The sequence below is a fragment of the Acidipropionibacterium thoenii DSM 20276 genome, from assembly GCF_000423445.1.
Taxonomy (GTDB): Bacteria; Actinomycetota; Actinomycetes; order Propionibacteriales; family Propionibacteriaceae; genus Acidipropionibacterium; species Acidipropionibacterium thoenii.
The window spans coordinates 33,859-50,323 of record NZ_AUHZ01000015.1; the positions used below are offsets into that span (position 1 = coordinate 33,859).

The 16,465-nt window shown below is 67.8% G+C and carries 13 protein-coding genes and 2 tRNA genes; 10 read left to right on the forward strand and 5 right to left on the reverse strand.

Going from position 1 to position 16,465, the window contains the following annotated elements:
* Positions 1 to 21 precede the first annotated feature (21 nt).
* From G554_RS0106635 to G554_RS0106650, 4 genes are all read left to right on the forward strand, one after another.
* Complete coding sequence (locus G554_RS0106635) at positions 22 to 822, forward strand: fumarylacetoacetate hydrolase family protein (protein WP_027587303.1); 801 nt, start codon at positions 22 to 24, stop codon at positions 820 to 822.
* Between the two features lie 80 nt (positions 823 to 902).
* Positions 903 to 1,823 carry a CPBP family intramembrane glutamic endopeptidase gene (locus tag G554_RS0106640; RefSeq protein WP_027587304.1) on the forward strand — a complete coding sequence of 307 codons (921 nt, stop codon included), beginning with the start codon at positions 903 to 905 and terminating at the stop codon, positions 1,821 to 1,823.
* 90 nt (positions 1,824 to 1,913) lie between these two features.
* Positions 1,914 to 1,985, forward strand: a tRNA-Gln gene (locus G554_RS0106645).
* Between the two features lie 172 nt (positions 1,986 to 2,157).
* A tRNA-Glu gene (locus G554_RS0106650) sits at positions 2,158 to 2,233 on the forward strand.
* Positions 2,234 to 2,279: 46 nt separating this feature from the next.
* On the opposite strand, the gene G554_RS0106655 is transcribed toward G554_RS0106650, so the two are convergent.
* Positions 2,280 to 2,999, reverse strand: a complete 720-nt coding sequence (locus G554_RS0106655; protein WP_027587305.1) for an IclR family transcriptional regulator — start codon at positions 2,997 to 2,999, stop codon at positions 2,280 to 2,282.
* Between the two features lie 90 nt (positions 3,000 to 3,089).
* On the opposite strand from G554_RS0106655, the gene leuC reads away from it, so the two are divergent.
* The 4 genes from leuC to G554_RS0106675 all read left to right on the forward strand — a co-directional run bounded on the left by leuC (position 3,090) and on the right by G554_RS0106675 (position 7,173).
* Positions 3,090 to 4,505 (forward strand): 3-isopropylmalate dehydratase large subunit, encoded by a 1,416-nt coding sequence (leuC, locus tag G554_RS0106660; protein WP_027587306.1) that lies wholly within the window; start codon positions 3,090 to 3,092, stop codon positions 4,503 to 4,505.
* A gap of 3 nt (positions 4,506 to 4,508) precedes the next feature.
* Positions 4,509 to 5,114, forward strand: coding sequence for a 3-isopropylmalate dehydratase small subunit (gene leuD / locus G554_RS0106665; RefSeq protein WP_027587307.1), 606 nt, complete (start codon positions 4,509 to 4,511; stop codon positions 5,112 to 5,114).
* Between the two features lie 130 nt (positions 5,115 to 5,244).
* Positions 5,245 to 5,991: a lysophospholipid acyltransferase family protein gene (locus G554_RS0106670; RefSeq protein WP_373887154.1), complete on the forward strand. Its 747-nt coding sequence runs from the start codon at positions 5,245 to 5,247 to the stop codon at positions 5,989 to 5,991.
* Positions 5,992 to 6,021: 30 nt separating this feature from the next.
* Positions 6,022 to 7,173 carry a D-alanine--D-alanine ligase family protein gene (locus tag G554_RS0106675; protein ID WP_051232599.1) on the forward strand — a complete coding sequence of 384 codons (1,152 nt, stop codon included), beginning with the start codon at positions 6,022 to 6,024 and terminating at the stop codon, positions 7,171 to 7,173.
* A 25-nt stretch (positions 7,174 to 7,198) separates the two neighbouring features.
* On the opposite strand, the gene G554_RS0106680 is transcribed toward G554_RS0106675, so the two are convergent.
* Positions 7,199 to 7,672, reverse strand: a complete 474-nt coding sequence (locus G554_RS0106680; RefSeq protein ID WP_084648368.1) for a DUF3515 domain-containing protein — start codon at positions 7,670 to 7,672, stop codon at positions 7,199 to 7,201.
* A 52-nt stretch (positions 7,673 to 7,724) separates the two neighbouring features.
* Here G554_RS0106680 and G554_RS0106685 point away from each other — a divergent pair, with 52 nt between their 5' ends.
* Positions 7,725 to 8,684, forward strand: coding sequence for a thiamine-phosphate kinase (locus G554_RS0106685; protein WP_027587311.1), 960 nt, complete (start codon positions 7,725 to 7,727; stop codon positions 8,682 to 8,684).
* Positions 8,685 to 8,786: 102 nt separating this feature from the next.
* On the forward strand, positions 8,787 to 11,294 hold the full coding sequence (locus G554_RS0106695) for an FtsK/SpoIIIE family DNA translocase (protein ID WP_425393344.1): 2,508 nt from the start codon (positions 8,787 to 8,789) through the stop codon (positions 11,292 to 11,294).
* 7 nt (positions 11,295 to 11,301) lie between these two features.
* On the opposite strand, the gene G554_RS18505 is transcribed toward G554_RS0106695, so the two are convergent.
* The 3 genes from G554_RS18505 to G554_RS0106715 all read right to left on the reverse strand — a co-directional run bounded on the left by G554_RS18505 (position 11,302) and on the right by G554_RS0106715 (position 16,465).
* Positions 11,302 to 12,102, reverse strand: coding sequence for a DUF805 domain-containing protein (locus G554_RS18505; RefSeq protein WP_051232603.1), 801 nt, complete (start codon positions 12,100 to 12,102; stop codon positions 11,302 to 11,304).
* A 158-nt stretch (positions 12,103 to 12,260) separates the two neighbouring features.
* Positions 12,261 to 12,926 (reverse strand): DUF805 domain-containing protein, encoded by a 666-nt coding sequence (locus G554_RS15120; RefSeq protein ID WP_051232606.1) that lies wholly within the window; start codon positions 12,924 to 12,926, stop codon positions 12,261 to 12,263.
* Between the two features lie 842 nt (positions 12,927 to 13,768).
* Positions 13,769 to 16,465 (reverse strand): hypothetical protein, encoded by a 2,697-nt coding sequence (locus tag G554_RS0106715; RefSeq protein ID WP_027587315.1) that lies wholly within the window; start codon positions 16,463 to 16,465, stop codon positions 13,769 to 13,771.

Sequence of the window (16,465 nt, forward strand, 5' to 3'; positions counted from 1 at the left end):
CAGCACCGATATTCTGTGGCCATGCGCATTGCCCGTTTCGTCCCCACTGGTGGGGATCCCGCCTTCGGAATCGTCGAACTGGCCGCCGATCAGGGGGAGCATCCCGACACCATCGCTGAGATCACCGGGGACCCGGTGGCCGCCCCGGTGCAGTACACCGGAGCCCGCCACGAGTTGTCCCAGGTGAGGCTGGTCTCCCCGGTGATCCCCCGTTCCAAGGTGGTGGGGGTGGGGCGCAACTACGCCGAGCACGCCGCCGAACTGGGTAACGAGGTGCCGGCCGAGCCGCTGATCTTCCTCAAACCGAATACCGCGGTGATCGGCCATGACGAGCCGGTGATCCGTCCCTCCTTCACCCACGACCTGCAGTACGAGGGGGAACTGGCGGTCGTGATCGGTCGGATCTGCAAGGAGGTTCCCCCCGAGCGCGCCCAGGAGGTGATCTTCGGGTTCACCGTCGGCAATGACATCACGGCCCGCGATCTGCAGGGTCCTGACAAGCAGTGGGCACGTGCCAAGGGATCCGACACCTTCTGCCCGCTGGGGCCCTGGATGGTCACCCACCTGTCGGTGGCGGAGGCCTCGAACCTGTCGATCACCACCCGGCTGGACGGACAGGTCGTCCAGCAGGGCAACACCAGGCAGATGATCCGGGCGATCCCCGAGCTGATCAGTTACATCTCCTCCTTCACCACCCTGCTGCCCGGAGACGTCATCCTCACCGGCACCCCAGCCGGGGTGGGGCCGATGGAGCCCGGCCAGCGGGTCGAGGTCGAGATCGACGGCATCGGCACCCTGGCCAACACCATCGCAGGGGCCTGAGAGCCATCATGGCGGTGCAGCGAAGGCCCGGTTCCCCGATCAGCCGGCCCTCATCGGAGGGCGGGACGCCGGAGCGGCCGGTGCGCGATCCGCAATCGGGGGTGGACTACTCCCAGGTACTGGTCGACCGCGCCGATGGCCCCCTCAAGAGCCTGGTCGGGATCTGCGGGGCGCTGCTGGGCTACGCCCTGATCATCCCGCTGGTGCTCCAGGCGCTGCTGGGGATCGGATGGCTGGTCTCGGGCAGGCCCGGCAGCTACGCGGAGTACCTGAGGCGCGGCCAGACCTTCGAGACCATCTGGGGGTTGGTCTCGACCCATCTGGCGCTGGCCTGCCTCATGGTGGTGGTCCTCCTGCTGGCCCGTTACCTGCACCGACGCTCGCCGGCCTGGGTGTGGTCGGTTCAACCCGGGTTGCGCTGGAGATTCCTGGCGGTGGTGATGGTGGTGGCCGTCATCGTGCTCAATCTCACCCAGATCCTGGCTCGTGGCTCCGGGCAACCGGAGTTCCACGTGCCCCATCTGTGGTGGGCCTGGTTGCTGGCGATCCTGCTCACCTCTCCCCTCCAGGCAGCCGCCGAGGAGGTCTTCTTCCGCGGCTACCTGATGAACTGCCTGGGCGGTCTGGGGGCCAACCGGTGGCTGGCGGTGGTCGGATCGGCCCTGATCTTCGCGCTGTTCCACGGCACCCAGAATCTGTGGCTGTTCATCGACCGGTTCTCCTTCGGACTGGCGGCCGGGGCACTGGTGCTGCTCACCGGAGGCCTGGAGGCCGGGATCGCCGCCCATGTCGTCAACAATCTGTTCGCCTTCGGCTACGCCGTCTTCCTCGGTGGCGCCGCCCAGGCCCGCGGCGTCACCGAGATGACTGCAGCCGACGCCCTGTGGGACGTCGGAGGGTTCGTCGGGGTGGCGGTGGCGGCCTGGTGGATCGGCGGGTTGATGCGTCTGGCGCGGCGCACACCGCGGCCCGCTCAGCCCGGTGCGCCCGCCAGGCCCTGAGGCCGATCCAGGGCGAGGGATTTGCGTGGCAGGGGGGCAGGCTGATACCGTTCATCGTCGTTGCGACGCCCGGCCAACCGGGTGGAACAATGGGGTATGGGGTAATTGGCAGCCCGGCTGATTCTGGTTCAGTTAGTCCAGGTTCGAGTCCTGGTACCCCAGCTCTGGAGAGCGTGGAAAGGTTATTGGCGGTGACGTCAATAAACCTGATAGGCTTTTCAGGCTGGGTTCACCGAGATGACAGATGTTATCGCCGACAAGCGATGATGTTTTCTCAAATGGGTGACAACCCGCACAGTTGAATACAGACACATCGGTGAGAAATCGATGACGTGGCCCCGTGGTGCAGCGGCCTAGCACGCGGCCCTCTCAAGGCTGAAACGGCGGTTCGAATCCGCTCGGGGCTACCACGACAAAAGCCCGGACCTGATCGGTCCGGGCTTTTTCACGCGCTGCTCACTCGGCCGAGCGGCGCAGCACCTCCGAGAGCCGGTCGGCCGCTGCCATCACGGCAGGGGCGTGGATCCGGCCCGGCTGACGGGTGAGCCTCTCGATCGGCCCGGAGACCGACACCGCGGCGATCACCTTGCCCGAGGGGGAGTGCACCGGCGCCGAGACCGAGGCCACCCCGGCCTCCCGTTCCCCGACCGACTGGGACCAGCCACGCTTGCGCAGCGCCGCCAGCGTCACCGAGGAGAAGGCCGAGTGGGACAGCGAGCGCTGGATCCGGTCCGAGTCCTCCCAGGCCAGCAGCACCTGAGCCGCCGAACCGGCGTCCATCGACAGCACGCTGCCCACCGGGATGGTGTCGCGCAACCCGGTGGGCCGCTCGGCGGCGGCCACGCAGACCCGGGAGTCCCCCTGGCGCCGGTAGAGCTGGGCCGACTCCCCGGTGATGTCGCGCAGCCTGGCCAGGATCGGCCCGGAGGCAGCCAGTAGCCTGTCCTCACCGGCCGCAGCGGCCAGCTCGGCCAGCCGGGGCCCCAGGATGAAGCGCCCCTGGAGGTCACGGCTGACGAAGCGGTGATGCTCGAGGGCACGGGCCAGACGATGCGCGGTGGGCCGGGCCAGGCCGGTCGCCTGGACCAGACCCGCCAGGCTGGCCGGCCCGGTCTCCAGTGCCGACATCACCAGGGCCGCCTTGTCGAGGACACCGACCCCACTTGATTCGTCCATATTTCAAGATTAGCGTCTCACCTCGTGATCGGCCAGCCACAATGGCCGTGACCCTCGCAGGGAGGGCCGCCAACGCAGGGAGGGAGTGAGATGGGTCGCACACTCAGCGAGAAGCTGTGGGACGCCCACGTCGTGCACAAGGGAGAGGGAGGCGAGCCGGACCTGCTCTACATCGACCTGCACCTGGTGCACGAGGTCACCAGCCCCCAGGCCTTCGAGGGACTGCGGTTGGCCGGGCGCACGGTTCGCCGACCCGATCTCACGATGGCCACTGAGGACCACAACATCCCGACTCTGCACCCCGAGCTCCCGATCGCCGACCCGGTCTCCCGCGCCCAGGTCGAGACGCTGCGCAGGAATGCCAAGGACTTCGGCGTCCCGATCCACTCCCTGGGTGACGTCGATCAGGGTGTCGTCCACATCATCGGTCCTCAGCTCGGCGTCACCGAGCCCGGCATGACGATCGTCTGCGGGGACTCCCACACCTCCACCCATGGCGCCTTCGGAGCGCTGGCCTTCGGTATCGGGACCTCCGAGGTCGAGCACGTGCTGGCCACCCAGACACTGCCCCAGGCCCGCCCCAAGACGATGGCGGTGACGGTCGACGGCACGCTGCCCGACGGCGTCACCCCCAAGGATCTGGTCCTCACCCTGATCTCCGAGGTCGGCACCGGCGGTGGCCAGGGGTACATGGTCGAGTACCGCGGCCAGGTCTTCGAGGAGATGTCGATGGAGGGCCGCATGACGGTCTGCAATATGTCCATCGAATGGGGTGCCAAGGCCGGAATGGTCGCTCCCGACCAGACCACCTTCGACTACGTCAAGGGTCGCCCGCTCGCTCCCAGCGGAGCCGACTGGGATGCCGCGGTGGACTACTGGAAGACGCTGCGCACCGACGAGGACGCCGTCTTCGACCGTGAGATCCACCTGGACGGCTCCGCCATCACGCCGTTCGTCACCTGGGGCACCAACCCGGGCCAGGGGGTTCCGCTGGACTCCTCGGTGCCGGCCGCCGAGTCCTTCACCGATGAGGTGGCGCGCAGCTCGGCCGAGCGTGCGCTGAACTACATGGACCTGAAGCCGGGGACCCCGATGCGCGACATCAGGATCGACACCGTCTTCCTCGGCTCGTGCACCAACGGCCGGATCGAGGACCTGCGACTGGCCGCCAGCGTCATCAAGGGCCACAAGGTCGCCGAGGGCACCCGGATGCTGGTGGTCCCCGGTTCTGCCCGAGTGCGGCTGCAGGCCATGGAGGAGGGCCTGGACAAGGTCTTCCTGGGCGCCGGTGCCGAGTGGCGAGGCGCCGGTTGCTCGATGTGCCTGGGCATGAACCCCGACCAGCTGGCCCCCGGCGAGCGCTCGGCCTCGACCTCGAACCGCAACTTCGAGGGACGCCAGGGTCGCGGTGGTCGCACCCATCTGGTCTCCCCGCCGGTGGCCGCCGCCACCGCCATCACCGGACATCTGTCGGCACCTGCCGACCTGGCAGCAGTGGAGGTCTGAGCCATGGACAAGTTCACCAGTCACACCGGAGTCGCCGTCCCGCTGCGTCGCAGCAACGTCGACACCGATCAGATCATCCCCGCCGTCTACCTCAAGCGGATCACCCGCACCGGATTCGAGGACGGGCTGTTCGCCGCCTGGCGCAAGGATCCCGGGTTCGTGCTCAACCAGCCGGCCTGGGCCAACGGCTCGATCCTCATCCCCGGCCCCGATTTCGGCACCGGATCCTCCCGCGAGCACGCCGTCTGGGCACTGCAGAACTACGGCTTCAAGGTCGTCATCGGGTCGCGTTTCGGAGACATCTTCCGCAACAACTCCGGCAAGGCCGGGCTGCTCATCGCCACCGTCGACCAGGCGGTCGTCGAGCAGCTGTGGGCCGACGCCGAGGCTGCTCCCGGCGCGGACTTCACGGTGGATCTGAAGACCCGGACCATCACCACCCCGCAGCGGGTGGTCGAGTTCGCCGTCGACGAGTTCACCCGGCACCGCCTGCTGGAGGGCCTCGACGACATCTCCTCGACCCTGCAGCTGGCCGACGAGATCTCCGCCTACGAAGCAGACCGGCCGTCCTTCAAGCCCACTACCATGTCGGTGGAGGTCCCGGCCTGAGGATTGCTGGAACCCGGGCCCCCGACCGGCGGCCCGGGGCCATGGGGCGTCCTGGAACCCGCATCGCCGCCGAACAGGAGATCTCGTGCACCGCGCCACACTCACAGGCCTGAACCTCTCGCGCCTGAGGTTGCGCAGCCCCGCCGACCGGCCGGGACCGATCTTCATCGCCGGAGTGGCGCTGCTGCTGCCGGCGGCCCGGCTGCTGACCCGTTTCGACCACCACGGCGAGCAGAATCTGCCGGCCAGCGGCGGAGCGCTGATCGTCAGCAACCACGTGTCGAACTACGACCCGGTGGTGCTCGGCGCCTTCCTGGTCGTCAATGGGCGCTGGCCGCACTGGATGGCCAAGAAGGAACTCTTCGACGTTCCGATCGTGGGCTTCGTGGCCCGCCACGCCGACCAGATCCCGGTCGACCGCAAGGCCCCGGGTCCCGAGATCCTGGCAGCGGCGCGCCGTGAGCTGGCACGTGGCATGACGGTGATCATCTATCCCGAGGGGACCATCACCGCCGATCCCCTGCACTGGCCGATGACCGGCCACACCGGGGCCGCCAGACTGGCCATCGAGACCGGCGTACCGGTCATCCCGGTGGGCCAGTGGGGCCCCAACGAGGTGATGGGTTTCAAGCAGATGACCTTCCCGAGGCTCTTCCCCCGCAAGACCATGCACCTGCATGTCGGCCCGGCGGTCGACCTGACGGAGTTCGCCGGCCGCAGCCACGACCTGAAGGCGGTACGGGCCGCCACCGACCGCATCATGGACGCCATCGACACCCAGGTCGAGCTGGCCCGAGGTGAGAAGGCCCCCGCCACCCGATACGACATCCGCACCGGCGAGCGTGTGCCCAGGAGCAGGGCATCCCGACCCCGGTAGGGTGTGGCCGGTCTGAAAGGAAGGACATCGATGACAGACACCACCCAGTCAGCGGCCCACGGATCTGCTTCCAGTGGGCGCGGGGACTCCCGAAGCCATGTCGCCGTGGTGTTCGGAGGGGTCAGTTCGGAGCACTCGATCTCCTGCCTGACAGCGGCCAATGTGCTGGCGGCGATGGACCCTCAGAGGTTCAGCGTGGTCGGTATCGGGATCACCAAGGATGGCAGGTGGACCCGGTGGAGCCCCGCCGAGATCGCCGGACTCCCCGACCAGGGCGAGCTGCCCGAGGTGACCGGGGAGCATCCCGGTGCCGGGCTGAAGAGGTTGGACGAGGGCTGCTTCCTGGTCGACAACGACGGCCAGGCGGCCGAACCGGTCGATGTGGTCTTCCCCCTGCTGCACGGTCCCTTCGGCGAGGACGGCACGATCCAGGGGCTGTTCGAGATGAACGGCGTCCGATACGTCGGCTGCGGGGTGGCCGCCAGCGCCAACTGCATGGACAAGCAGCTCACCAAGGTGGTGCTGAGCCAGGCCGGCATCCCGGTGGGGCCCTATGCCGAGATCCTTCCCCACGAGTGGACCCAGGACCGGGCCGGATGCCTGGAGCGGATCGCCGAACTGGAGTACCCGCTGTTCATCAAGCCGGCCCGCGGCGGATCCTCGGTGGGGATCAGCCGGGTGGCATCCTCCGAGGGGGTCGAGGCGGCCGTCGAGGAGGCTCGCCGCTGGGACCCGAAGGTCATCGTCGAGCAGGGCCTGACCGGCCGTGAGATCGAGTGCTCGGTGCTGGACGGTCACCACGGCCAGCAGCCTCGGGCCTCGCTGCCCGGCGAGATCATCGTCCACGACCCCGACGGGTTCTACGACTTCGACGCCAAGTACCTCACCGCCGACACGCTGGCCACCGTCTCGGTACCGGCGGATCTGGACCAGGCGACCACCGAGAAGGTCCAGCAGACTGCGGTGCGTGCCTTCCAGGCGCTGGGATGCGAGGGGTTGGCGCGGGTGGACTGCTTCGTGACGGCCGAGGGGGAGGTCCTCGTCAACGAGCCCAACACCCTGCCGGGATTCACCAAGACCTCCGGATACCCCCTGATGTGGCAGGCGAGCGGATTCAGCTACCGGGATCTGGTCACCGAGCTGCTCGACCTCGCCCTGGAGCGCCCGCTCGGGCTGCGCTGAGTGAGGGGCCGGACGGGTCGACCGGCTACTGGCAGGGATGGACCGAGGCCATCCTGCTGACCGCTGGGGCCAGATCCACCAGGGCGTCGGAGGCCGGAGCATGAACCGCCGGCACGGTCACCTCGATATAACCCACCCGGCCGATGGTGGTGAACCGCCAGGCCTCCGTGAACTCCTCGGAGTACCAGCCCACCCGGTCCACCTCGTCGCACCGGGAGGTCGGCGTCAAGCCCTCGGGCCGGTCGACGCCGCAGCGCAGGGTGATCGCCGGATCCCCCCAGGAGGCCGTCAGCGGGGTCGATGCGGTGCGTGCCAGCCCGGCGACCTGCTGGGGCAGAGCCGCCATCACGGCCTGACAGGAGCTGGCCGCCGAGCCGGTGGGGGAGGGTTCGGCGAGGAGCGGGGAGGCGGTGGAGCCGCAGCCGGTGAGGATGACGCAGCCGGTCACCAGCGCTGACCGGATGGTCCGCAGTGCCCACCTGGCCGGCCTGGAAGTCATGGCTGCACGCTAGCGTTACGGTGACCCACTTCGCACCAGCCCAGGAGACGCCATGAGCCCTACGGGACCGACCATCGCCGATGTCGGCGAGTTCCCCCTGATCTCCTCGCTGGTGCGCGATCTGCCCTCGGACCCGGCGGTGTCGGTGGGTCCCGGGGACGATGGAGCGGTCTTCCTGGTCGACGGCTCGGCGGTGGTCTCCACCGATGTGCTGGTCGAGGGGGTGCACTTCCGGCGCAGCTGGTCATCGGCCCAGGACATCGGACGCAAGTCGGTGGCCGTCAATGTCGCCGACATCGAGGCGATGGGCGCACTGCCGGTGGCCCTGGTGGTGGGGTTCAGTGCGCCGCCTGACCTTCCGGTCGCCTGGGCCAGGGAGTTCATGACCGGGTTGCGGGAGGAGTCGGCGGCGGCCCGGGTGAGTGTGGTCGGTGGGGACACCACTGCCGGACCTGTCGTCACGATCTCCATCACGGTGATCGGTCAGACCGCCGGAATGGCCCCGGTGCGCCGTGACGGAGCGGTTCCAGGAGATCTCCTGGCAATCCGCGGAAGGCTCGGCTGGGCGGCGGCCGGGCTGGTCGTGCTGGGGCGGGGGTTCCGCTCACCACGTGCCGTCGTCGATGCCCAGCGCTGCCCCCAGGTGGCCTACGGGGCCGGACGCCAGGCAGCGACGGCCGGAGCCCACGCGATGATCGACGTCTCCGACGGGCTGGTCGCCGATCTCGGTCATATCGCCACCGCCTCCGGTTTCGCGATCAACATCGAGACCGCACGGCTGGAGGTCGCCGACCCCATCACCACGGTCGGAATGGCCACCGGGCTGGACCCGATGATCTGGGTGCTGGCCGGGGGGGAGGACCACGCCCTGGCGGCCGCCTTCGCCGCCGGTGATGTTCCCGAGGACTGGCAGGTGATCGGCTCGGTGCTGGACCCCCAGGACAATCCCGAGCCCACCGTGCTGGTTGATGGACAGCCCTGGGAGCACCCGGCAGGCTGGGTGCACTTCTGAGACCGGCGGCCGACTCCGGCTGCGCCGACCGGAGCGACCGACTTGGCCGGTCACGGCGCGGGCTGGCGGGGTCCGACGCTCGGGCTTGCTAGCCTTCGTGGCATGGCGACCCGTGTGTCTTCCCCGACGCGGTCCCGCAGGAGCCCGGCGAAGAAGACGTCGGGCAGCAGCGGCACGCGATCAGCTGGAAGCAGGAAGAAGAAGACGTCAGCCCCCCTCAGCAAGGGCCGGCCGGCGACCTCGACGACCTCTGAGAACCCGGTGGCCCGCGCACTCGCGGCCACCTGGGCAGGAATCGCACACCTCATCGGCGGCATGGTGCGCCGGATCGGCAACCGGGTCGCCGATCCGCAACGGCGCCGTGACGGCTCCGGACTGGGCCTGCTGCTGGTCACCGCCCTGGTCGCCATCGTCTTCTGGTTCCAGCTGCCCGGATCGTTCGGTCATGGGCTGAGGATCGGCATCTCCACGATCTTCGGCTCGCTGTCCTACGCCCTGCCGCTGTTCGGAGTGGTGATGTGCTGGCGGATCTTCCGCCACCCCGACCGCAACGGCCCGGCCGGGCGTCAGCTGATCGGCTGGGCGCTGCTGTTCCTCGGGATCCTGGGCGTCATCAACATCTCCGACGGTCTGCCCCGGCCGGACCGGATGGACCAGCTGCGGGCCTCCGGCGGGATGCTCGGATTCATCTCCTCCAGTTTCTTCGCCGATCTGCTGACCACCTGGGCCGCCGTACCGCTGCTCCTCGCGCTGTGCCTGCTGGGTGTGGTCATCGTCGTGGGTCGGCCCTTGCTGAGTGGGATGGCCCGGCTGCGCAGCGCCCGCAGGCAGCAGCTGGAACGACGCCACCAGGCCGAGTTCGAGTCCCGGGAGGCCTACGAGACGCCGTTGCTGGCCGATGAGACGCCGACCGAGGACCTGCCGGCCCAGAAGCCCTCATCGCCGCCTCCCGCCGCGGCCGATGAGGTCTTCGACTACGACTCCCTGGTGGCCGGCGACAAGCCTGAACCGGCGACCGCGGTGCCCGCCGAGAGGACCACCGCCGGTCTGCCTCAGGGATTCACCGTCCACGAGCCCGCCGGCAGTGCGGCATCCGTGCCTGCTGAGGCCGTCTCCGAGCCCCAGCAGATGACTCTGTCGGGAGACATCTGCTACATGCTCCCGCCGGCCGATCTGCTGGTGCCCGGATCGGTGCCGAAGGCTCGTACCGAGGCCTCCGACGCGGTGGTGGCCAAGTTGCAGAGCGTCTTCGCCGAGTTCGGCATCGACGCCCAGGTGACCGGTTACTCCCGGGGGCCGACGGTGACCCGCTACGAGGTCGAGCTGGGAGCCGGCATCAAGGTGGAGAAGGTCACCGCGCTGAGCCGCAACATCGCCTACGCGGTCGCCTCCCCGGACGTCAGGATCCTCTCCCCGATTCCCGGCAAGTCGGCGATCGGCGTCGAGATCCCCAATACCGACAAGGAGATCGTCTCGCTGGGCGATGTGCTGCGCTCCCCGAAGGCCCGCAATGACCACAATCCGCTGGTGGTGGGCCTGGGAAAGGACGTCGAGGGCGGCTATGTCATCGCCAACGTCGCCAAGATGCCCCATCTGCTGGTGGCCGGAGCGACCGGTTCGGGAAAGTCGAGCTTCGTCAACTCGCTCATCACCTCGGTGATGATGCGCGCCACCCCCGAGGACGTCCGGATGATGCTGGTGGATCCCAAGCGGGTCGAGCTCAACCAGTACGAGGGCATCCCGCACCTGGTGACACCGATCATCACCAATGCCAAGAAGGCCGCCGAGGCCCTGCAGTGGGTGGTCCGCGAGATGGACCAGCGCTACGACGACCTGGCAGCCTTCGGGTTCCGTCACGTCAAGGACTTCAACAAGGCGGTCCGGGCCGGCCAGGTGACCCTGCCCGAGGGGTCCCAGCGGGTACTGGCCCCCTATCCGTACCTGCTGGTGGTCGTCGACGAACTGGCCGACCTGATGCTGGTCGCTCCTCGCGACGTCGAGGACTCCATCGTGCGCATCACCCAGCTGGCCCGCGCCGCCGGCATCCACCTGGTACTGGCCACCCAGCGCCCCTCCACCGACGTCGTCACCGGCCTCATCAAGGCCAATGTGCCCTCCCGGCTGGCATTCGCGACCTCCTCGATGACCGATTCGAGGGTCATTCTGGATCAGCCCGGGGCCGAGAAGCTGGTCGGTCAGGGCGACGGACTGTTCCTGCCGATGGGCGTCTCCAAGCCGATCAGGGTCCAGGGGTCCTGGGTCTCCGACAAGGAGATCCACGCCGTGGTCGAACACGTCAAGGAGCAGATGTCGGCTCACTACCGCGACGACGTCGCCGCCCCGGTGGCCGAGAAGAAGGTGGCCGAGGACATCGGCGATGACCTCGAGCTGGTGCTGGAGGCGGCGAAGCTGGTCGTGGAGCTGCAGCTCGGATCCACCTCGATGCTGCAGCGCAAGCTGCGCGTCGGCTTCGCGAAGGCCGGCCGGCTGATGGACATCCTGGAGACCCGTCAGGTGGTGGGACCCTCCGAGGGTTCCAAGCCCCGCGATGTGCTGGTCAAGCCCGACGACCTGGACGACGTGCTGGCCAACCTCCAGACCGAGGGCTGATCGTCAATCAGTTCTCGGCAGGCAGCCTGCCGTGGTCCCAACGCTGCCAGGCGGTGGGCACCGACGGCAGCGCCAGCAGCACGATCACGATGATCCCCCCCACATAGGGGATGAGAGACAGGAAGTAGAAGCCACCGGACCTGTCGGTGTCGTGCAGACGCCGCCAGACGATCGCATAGGACGGCACGATGGTGGCCAGCGCGTAGCCGAACACCAGGAGGGTGAGGAAGGTCAGGCTCGCGGGCAGAGCTGGTTCGCTCCCGTACGGATCCGATGCAGCGGTCAGCCAGGCAGCTCCGCCGGCCACCATGAACAGCACACCCCAGAGCACTCCGATCAGGGCGTTGAAGAGGTACACCCACCAGAGCTCCGAACGTGAGGCCCGTCCGCTGAAGACGGCGTAGTTCTTGAAGAACAGCCTGATCGCGGTGAGGAAACCCACTGAGGGCCGCGGGCGTCCGGCACCGGCAGCGAGGTAGGGGGAGTAGGGGTTCGGGGCGTACGGGTTCTGGCCGTAGGCGCTCTGCCCGTACGGGTCCTGTCCGTAGGGGCCCTGTCCATAGGACTGGCCATAAGGAGGTTGGCCGTACGGGTCCTGGCCATAGGAAGGCTGGCCGTAGGGAGCCTGGCCGTAGGGAGCCTGGCCGTAGGCGTTCTGGTCATAGGGGTTCTGATCGCCGGGACCCTGCTGATACGGGGCCTGCCACTGGCCCTGATCTCCCTGATTCAGTGGCTCGGTCGGTTCGGAGGGACCGCTTGGCGGGAGGGAACGGTCGGGATCGTAGGGGCCCCAGGGCTGGTTCGACATGTCCGTTTCCTTCTGGTGGGTCTGGTGCGGCGATGCCACTGGCACGGTCGCACGGGAAGTGGGTCGGCGTCGGGTGGATGACAGATCAGGGATTGCGGCATGGTCGCAATCCCTGATCCGAGGTGATCTGGTCGGTCTCGCCAGGAGGACGGGCCGACTCAGCTCTCAGCAGGCAGCTGCCCATTGTCCCATCGCTGCCAGGCTGCGGGGACGGAGGGCATAGCCATCAGAATGATGAGGATGATTCCCCCGACCCAAGGGATCCAACTCAAGAAATAGAAACCTCCGGACTTGTCGGTGTCGTGGAGACGCCGCCAGGTGATCGCCAAGCTGGGCACGAGGACCGCAAGTCCCATCAGCACACCGACCACCCAGAGGAGCACCACCCCGGCCCCTAGACTCGTGCTGGTGGCGCTGGCCCCATAGGGATCGATACTCGCCGTCATCGAGGCGAACCCACCGGCCACTCCGAATGCAATCGTCCAGAGCAGGTAGACCAGGACGAGGAAGAGACACACCCACCAGTACTCCGACCGGGAGGCCCGGCCGTTGAAGACCGCGTAGTTCTTGAAGAACAGCGTGACGGCCCGCTTCATATCGACCTTGGGGCGGGGCCGGCCACCGGTCGGTGCGCCGTATCCGCCCTGCTGGTAGGGGTTCTGGGCGTACGGGTTCTGGGCGTACGGGTTCTGGGCGTACTGGTCCTGCGGGTAGGGCTGGTCCTGAGGGTAGGGCTGGCCCTGGGGGTACCGGTTCTGATCGAACGGACCACCGGGCTGCTGTGCGCCAGTGGGATCGTTGGGGTCCATCGGGGGGTTGGTCATGTCACTCCAATTTGATCGGGCACCGTGCTTGACCGTCAGCATATGGGCATCGGCGCGCCGTGGTCGACAGAACTGCCGCAACTTCCGGCAGCGGAGAAATGCCGCCGTGGCGGCGTGCCGGGGGCGAGGTTCTGACAGATACCGGGTCGGGGTGGGCCTTCCTGGACGATTCTCAAACCCTCGTCCGGCGTTGAGAACCCTGATTTCCCGTGTACTTCGGGGGCCTGAGGGGCGAGGTCCGCGAGCGCGGCCGCCTGAGAGGCAGGATACGCGGGCTCGGTGGTCAGGAAATCGGTGAAGCCTCAAACCCGGTTGAGTCCTGCCAAGCGTGCCGAGTTGATCTCTGACTACCTGGCGGGCATGCCGGTTCAGATGATCGCCGCAGAGTATGGCGTTCATCGCGGCACGATCCCGACGCTTGCCCTTCGGGCTGGCGCGCCGCTCAGGACGCCTGACTTGGAGGACGCGGTCCGGCGTCGCGCGGCCGCTCTCTACGCCGGTGGGTTGACGTTGCAGGAGGTTGCCGAACGACTTGCCATCGATGGCAGGACCGTGCGCAACGCCGTTGTTGCTGTCGGTGGCAGTCTTCGTCCGCGCGGAAGGAGACCACGGAGGATCGGAGAGCCCGAGTAGAGGACCTGCAAGGAAGACCCCCTCGGGATTGCTTCGTCGCCGCCTGAAGGACATCGCTGGCGGGCAGTGCCGCCTTGACGCCGAGACGAGGACGGGCCGGTGGCGGTCTTGCACGGGAGGGATTTTCGTGAGTCGTGGCCGCATCTCGGCCCCGATGTAGCGGTGCTCAAGGGGGTCGGGTGTTAAGTCGGCTCCTAGTGAGTTGGCGGTTAGGAGTGGGGCGAAGGTTGTGTCACGGTCTCGGCGAAGGGAGAGGATGACGTCTTGTTGCTGACGGCTTCGCGGACACTGTGGGCCGGGTCATTGGCAAGTTGCTCGCGCACGGCCGGGTGCGTTGGACCCGACTGCTCCGAGAGCGCGCGAGCGAGGGCGCGCCGGACTCGGACGTCGGGGTCAGCCGCCAGGCGGGCTCCGAGATGGGCCGGCTGGCCGTGCTCGGGCCAGAGGCTGGCTGCGAGGCTGCGAATGGCCCAGCCCTGGGTGGCGAGGAACGCGAGGTCGTCGTTGAGGGTGTCACCGAGTTGTTGCAATGCTCTGGTGGGCCAGTAGTCGGAGTCTGTGCCGAGCAGTGAGTAGGCCAGGCGTCGGGCTTCGCTGCGTTGTGCGTCGGTGGTCGCGAGCGCGGCGGCCAATGTGGTTGCTTCGCCGCGAGCGTCGTGGAGGGCGCCGTTCATGCGGAAGGCGCCGAGTTTGTGGGTGAACTGTTCGTTGAGCTTGTCGTGGTCCGAGGGTGTCGGCGAGGTGGCCAGACGTGCTGCAGTGGCGAAATAGTCGGCGCGCTTGGCTGGCGTGATGTGGCGCGCGAGGTTGCTGGCGGCGATGAGGTACTGCCCGCGATCACCGGAGCCGACGTGGGGATCGTCGGCGCGTTGGAGGAGTTCGGTGACGGCGGCGTCAACATCCGTGGCGGGAAGGTGTCGAATGAGGAGGGAGTCACCGACCGCGCCGGTGCCGACGGAGTAGACACCATCGACGTGGTGGAGTGGGGTGGCTAGCCTGCTTAGCGCTGCAGTGGCCGCCATGGGATCGACCTCGTCGGTGTCATGGAATGCGAGCATCTCCTGTGCCCATCGGTTGTCTGTGGTTGCGAGCGCGGCTAACGCGTCATGGGCGATGGGGTGGTTGCTCTCGATGGCGTCGATGGTGGTGGAAGTGCGTGAGGGCTGCGAGCGGCCGAGCAGGGTCACGAGGTGCGCGATGGCGCGGGTGGTCAGTTGGGGGTGAGTGTTTGCGATCTTGGCCACGGTGGTGGCTTCGTCTTCGTCGTGGTAGCGGTAGTGGTTCGGCTCGACCGGCGGTTGTTTCTCGAAGTGGTGGAGCACCTCGTCGGCGGCCGGCGCTTGGAGGCGGTCGGCGATGCCAGCCAGGAGTTTGATGGCGTTGTTGTATCGGGAGGTTGTGAAGGAGCGTAGGTCGGTCCTGGTGCCGGTCTCGGCTGCGGTCAGTTCGTCGACGAGGTGGGTGGTGATGGCGCCTATGAGGTCGTCGGGGATGAGATCGGCTTGGGCGGCCAGGAGCCGATACGTGGTGCCGACGGTCCAGTAGTTGGGCTCGTCAAGGTCCTCGACGATGTTGATGAATTCGAGCGGATGAGATGCGCCCAGGGCTTCGATCGCTTTGGTGGCTCCGGCGCGGGCCAGGTGGCGGGCGGCCCGGACTGGCTCGTCGGACTCGATGAGGATCGCGGCGAGCGCGCGGCGTGCGCGGTTTTCGCCGGCCCAGTCGCCGGTCGTGATGGCGTCGCGTAGCGCGCGTTGTGCTGATATCGCGGCCGATCGCAGCTTCTGATCGCTCAGGCTGGCCAGCGCGTCTTCGTAGGCGTGCTCGGCGTTGGGGATGAGCGGCGTGGAGGTTCCCATTTGCTGCAGCGCGGTTTGCATGGGGAGCAGGTCGTTGCTGGTGAACGGGTTCCAATGCGATCGGAAGGCGCGGCGGCTCAGGACCCAGGTCGATGCTTCGCCCCATTGTCGTGCCAGTGACGCAGCGGCGGATGCTTCGTCCCAGGCGAGGTCGGCTTCGCTGAATCGTTGGTGGAGGGCGAGGTCGCGCGCGTAACGAGCGGTGACCAGTCCGAGGAGGGCGTAGCCGAGCTTCACTTGTCGTACGTCAGCCAGCAGGTCTGCCCATTCTGCGGTCGTCTCAGCCAGCATGAGTCGTAGCCGGGTGCGCAGTACCGGGTCTGCTGAGGAGACTCCCGCGAGTTTGGTGAGGGCGGGGACAGCGCTGGTCAGCCATTCGCGGTCGTCCTTGGCGAGCGCTGCCTCGCCGGCGAGCAGAAGGAGTCGGATCTGGTCGAGGGGCTCCCCGATCCGCAGTGTCTCGATACCGGGAAGCTGGGCCAGCGGGTTGGAATACAGCGCCGTCGCAGCTTCGGCGACGCGCTGGCACAGCTTGATCTGTTCGCTGACGCTCGCGCCGTCTGCGGCGTTAGTCGTCTCATTGGGCGCGGCGAGCTTGGCTAGCTCTGCGAATTGGGTCTGGGTGAGTTGTGCGGTGGTGGATAGGCCCTGGTCCAGGGCGGTCCAGAACTGCTCCAGGACATGGCGTGCTGCCTCATCTGCACGGCCGACGGCCGCCAGGAGTCGGTATCGGTCTTTGTCGTGCTGTGCAGCGTGGGGGCCGAAGCCGGCATCGCGGAGTTTCACCTGTCCGGCCTCGACGAGCTCCAAAGCCTGCGGGGAATCCTCTGTCCCGGCCGCTTGGTCGAAGAGGGCTTGGGCGCCGGTGGCGACTTCGGGGGTGCGGGCTAGTGCCTCGCGCACGGCAACAGCGTCTGCTGTCGGAACCAGTGGGGTGTCGAGCTTGAACGGAAGGCAGAAGGCTTCGGCCGTCGGCATCCCGAAGTACTCGATGACGATGTCGGGCCGGCCTCGGAGGAGGTAGGACAGTTCCTGCGCATCCCACAT